The organism is Dietzia sp. E1 (genome assembly GCF_014145015.1).
GTDB classification, from domain to species: domain Bacteria; phylum Actinomycetota; class Actinomycetes; order Mycobacteriales; family Mycobacteriaceae; genus Dietzia; species Dietzia cinnamea_A.
In genome coordinates this window covers 1-3,085 of sequence record NZ_JAALDU010000467.1, presented here as the reverse complement: position 1 = coordinate 3,085, position 3,085 = coordinate 1, and the positions used below count along the sequence as shown (strand labels likewise).

General features: G+C 69.5%; 3 protein-coding genes and 1 pseudogene. 3 read left to right on the top strand and 1 reads right to left on the bottom strand.

The features are described from left to right. Window positions 1-152: 152 nt before the first annotated feature. A complete protein-coding gene (locus G6030_RS14070; RefSeq protein WP_007633379.1) occupies window positions 153-1,169 on the bottom strand; it encodes an NADP-dependent oxidoreductase in 1,017 nt (338 codons plus the stop codon). Between the two features lie 66 nt (window positions 1,170-1,235). Between G6030_RS14070 and G6030_RS14065 the strand changes: the two genes are divergently transcribed. From G6030_RS14065 to G6030_RS16630, 3 genes and pseudogenes are all read left to right on the top strand, one after another. Beyond that, window positions 1,236-2,123: an ABC transporter permease gene (locus G6030_RS14065; protein WP_007633381.1), complete on the top strand. Its 888-nt coding sequence runs from the start codon at window positions 1,236-1,238 to the stop codon at window positions 2,121-2,123. 12 nt (window positions 2,124-2,135) lie between these two features. Then, window positions 2,136-2,954 (top strand): ABC transporter ATP-binding protein, encoded by an 819-nt coding sequence (locus tag G6030_RS14060; protein WP_007633383.1) that lies wholly within the window; start codon window positions 2,136-2,138, stop codon window positions 2,952-2,954. Beyond that, window positions 2,944-3,085: pseudogene (locus G6030_RS16630) on the top strand (galactofuranosyl transferase); the annotation flags it as partial. The gene G6030_RS14060 and the pseudogene G6030_RS16630, both read left to right, overlap by 11 nt.

The window sequence follows — 3,085 nt, the reverse complement described above, 5'->3', positions numbered from 1 at the left end:
GCCCCCACCGGGCGTCCGCGGCGGCGCGCACCGTGTCGAGACGGCGGCGGGCCCGTCTCCGGAGGCGGGTGGCGGGCGCGGCTCGACGGATCGGCGTCATGGCCACCAGCCTGCCCCACCGCAGGGCGGGCCCGGTGGGAGCCCCGGGGACTTCAGATCTTGACGAGCATCTTGCCGGTGTTGGCGCCCTTCATCAGGTCGAGGAACGCGTCGACCGAGTTGTCGATCCCCTCGACCACCGTCTCGTCGAACTTCAGCTCGCCGGAGGCCACCCACGGGCCCACCTTCTCGGCGAACTCCTTGAAGTAACCCATGTAGTTGTTCGCGGTGAAGCCCTGCAGCGTCAGCCCACGCGTGATGGCGTACCAGAGGTTGTCCGGGCCGGGCTTGCGCTCGGCGTCGTTGTACGAGCTGATCGCGCCGCACAGGGCCAGGCGGCCGCCGTCGTTCATCAAATCCAGCGCGGCCTCCAGGTGATCGCCGCCGACGTTGTCGAAGTAGACGTCGATCCCCTCGCCGTTCTCGCTGCCGAAATGCTCGCGCAGGAGCTTCCGGACCGGGCCGTCCTTGTAGTTGATCGCCGCGTCGAACCCGTAGCGCTCGATGCACGTGGCCACCTTCTCCGGGCTGCCGGCCGAGCCGACGACCTTCGAGGCGCCCATCAGCGTGGCGATCTGCCCCACCGCCGAACCGACCGACCCGGCCGCGCCGGAGACGAACACGCTCTCGCCGGCCTGGAACCGGCCGATGTGCAACAGCCCGACGTACGCGGTGAGGCCCGTGGTCCCCAGGACGCCGAGGTACGCCGAGATCGGCACCCCGTCCATCTCCTGCACCACGCGGAACTGCCGGGCGTCACCCTGGGCGACGTCGCGCCAGCCGTCGTTGTGCAGGACCACCGCGCCGACGGGGTGGTCGTCCGAGCGGGACTCGACGACCCTGCCCACGGCCGCGCCGGTCATGGTCTCGTCGAGCTCGAACGGCGGGATGTAGGAGCGTCCCTCGTTCATCCGGCCCCGCATGTATGGATCCACCGAGATGAACTCGTTGGCCACCCGGACCTCGCCCTCGGCGAGCTCGGGGAGGTCGACGGTGACCGTGCGGAAATTGTCGTGGGTCGGCCATCCGGTGGGACGGCTCGCGAGCTGGATCTGCGTGCTGGTCGTCATCTCTCCTGTCTACGCGCCCTCGCGGCGGGGCTGCCACCGGCAGGACCTCTAGTACGCTGAGCCCTCGTGCAGGACCAGTCCCTTCCCGATCCGACCTCGGCGACGCTCCCCGACGAGCGCGTGCGGGGCGAGATCGTCAACGACTCCCACACCTTCCGCCGGGCCGTGGCCGACCTGCGCCAGGGGCTCGGCCAGCGCGAGCTGTGGCTGTCCCTGGGCTGGCAGGACATCAAGCAGCGCTACCGCCGCTCCACGCTGGGCCCGCTGTGGATCACCATCGCCACCGGCGTCATGGCCGTGGCGCTGGGCCTGCTGTACTCGATCCTCTTCCAGATCCCGCTCGCCGAGTTCCTCCCCCACGTCACGGTGGGCCTCATCATGTGGGGCTTCATCTCCGGCTGCATCAAGGAGGGCGCCGAGGTCTTCATCGCCAACGAGGGCCTCATCAAGCAGCTGCCCAGCGCGCTGAGCGTCCACGTCTACCGGCTGGTGTGGCGGCAGTTCCTGTTCCTGTGCCACAACCTGGTCATCTGGGTGATCCTCATGCTGGTGTTCCCGCGGCCGCTGGGCTGGGAGCTCCTGCTGTCCGTGCTGGGGCTGGCGGTGCTCATGGTCAACGGCGTGTGGGTGTCCATGCTGTTCGGCATCCTCGCCACCCGGTTCCGGGACATCGCCCCGCTGCTGGACTCGATGGTGCAGCTGCTCTTCTACATGACCCCCATCGTGTGGACCACGCAGACGCTGTACGAGCAGGGCGGGCAGATCGCCGACCGCGCCCGCATCGCCGAGATCAACCCGCTCTACCACTACCTGGAGATCGTCCGGGCGCCCATGCTCGGCCAGTCCGTCGACGCCTACCACTGGTGGGTCGTCCTGGCCTGCACGGCCGTCGGGCTGCTGCTGGCGTTCGTGGCGCTGCGCCGGTTCCGCTCCCGAGTCCCGTACTGGGTGTAGGAGGTACATCCCATGAGCTCCGCTGCGCCCACCCCCGGCGGCGTGTCCATCGACTGCGTGGACGCGTGCGTGGATTTCCCGATCTTCGACGCCAAATCGCGGTCCCTCAAGAAGGCGGTCCTCGGCTCCGCGGGGGGCGCGATCGGCCGGAACGCGTCCAACGTCGTCGTCGTCGAAGCCCTCAAGGACATCACCCTTTCCCTCCGCGAGGGGGACCGCATCGGCCTGGTCGGCCACAACGGCGCCGGCAAGTCCACGCTGCTGCGCCTGCTGTCCGGCATCTACGAGCCGACCCGCGGCGCGGCGCGGATCCGCGGCCGCGTGGCGCCCGTGTTCGACCTCGGCGTGGGCATGGATCCGGAGATCTCCGGCTACGAGAACATCATCATCCGCGGCCTGTTCCTCGGCCAGACGCGCAAGCAGATGAAGGCCAAGGTCGACGAGATCGCCGACTTCACCGAGCTCGGCGACTACCTGGACATGCCACTGCGCACCTACTCCACCGGCATGCGCGTGCGGCTGGCCATGGGCGTGGTGACCTCGATCGACCCCGAGATCCTTCTGCTCGACGAGGGCATCGGCGCCGTGGACGCGGAGTTCATGAAGAAGGCGCGCGTGAAGCTCGCCGACCTCGTCTCCCGCTCGGGGATCCTGGTCTTCGCGTCCCACTCCAACGAGTTCCTCGCGCAGCTGTGCGACTCGGCCATGTGGATCGACCACGGCCGCATCCGCCAACGCGGGAGCATCGAGGAGATCGTCACCGCCTACGAGGGCCCCGAGGCCGGGCGCTCGATCGGCGAGTACATCGGCAGGATGCGGCATGAGGGCTGAGGGCGGCGCGGACCGGGGAGCGGCCGACGCCCGGCGCGTGGTGGCCGTGGTGGTCACCCACCGCCGGCTCGAGCAGCTGCGCGAGTCCCTGGCCGTCGTGTGCGGCCAGACCCGCCCGATCGACCACCTGG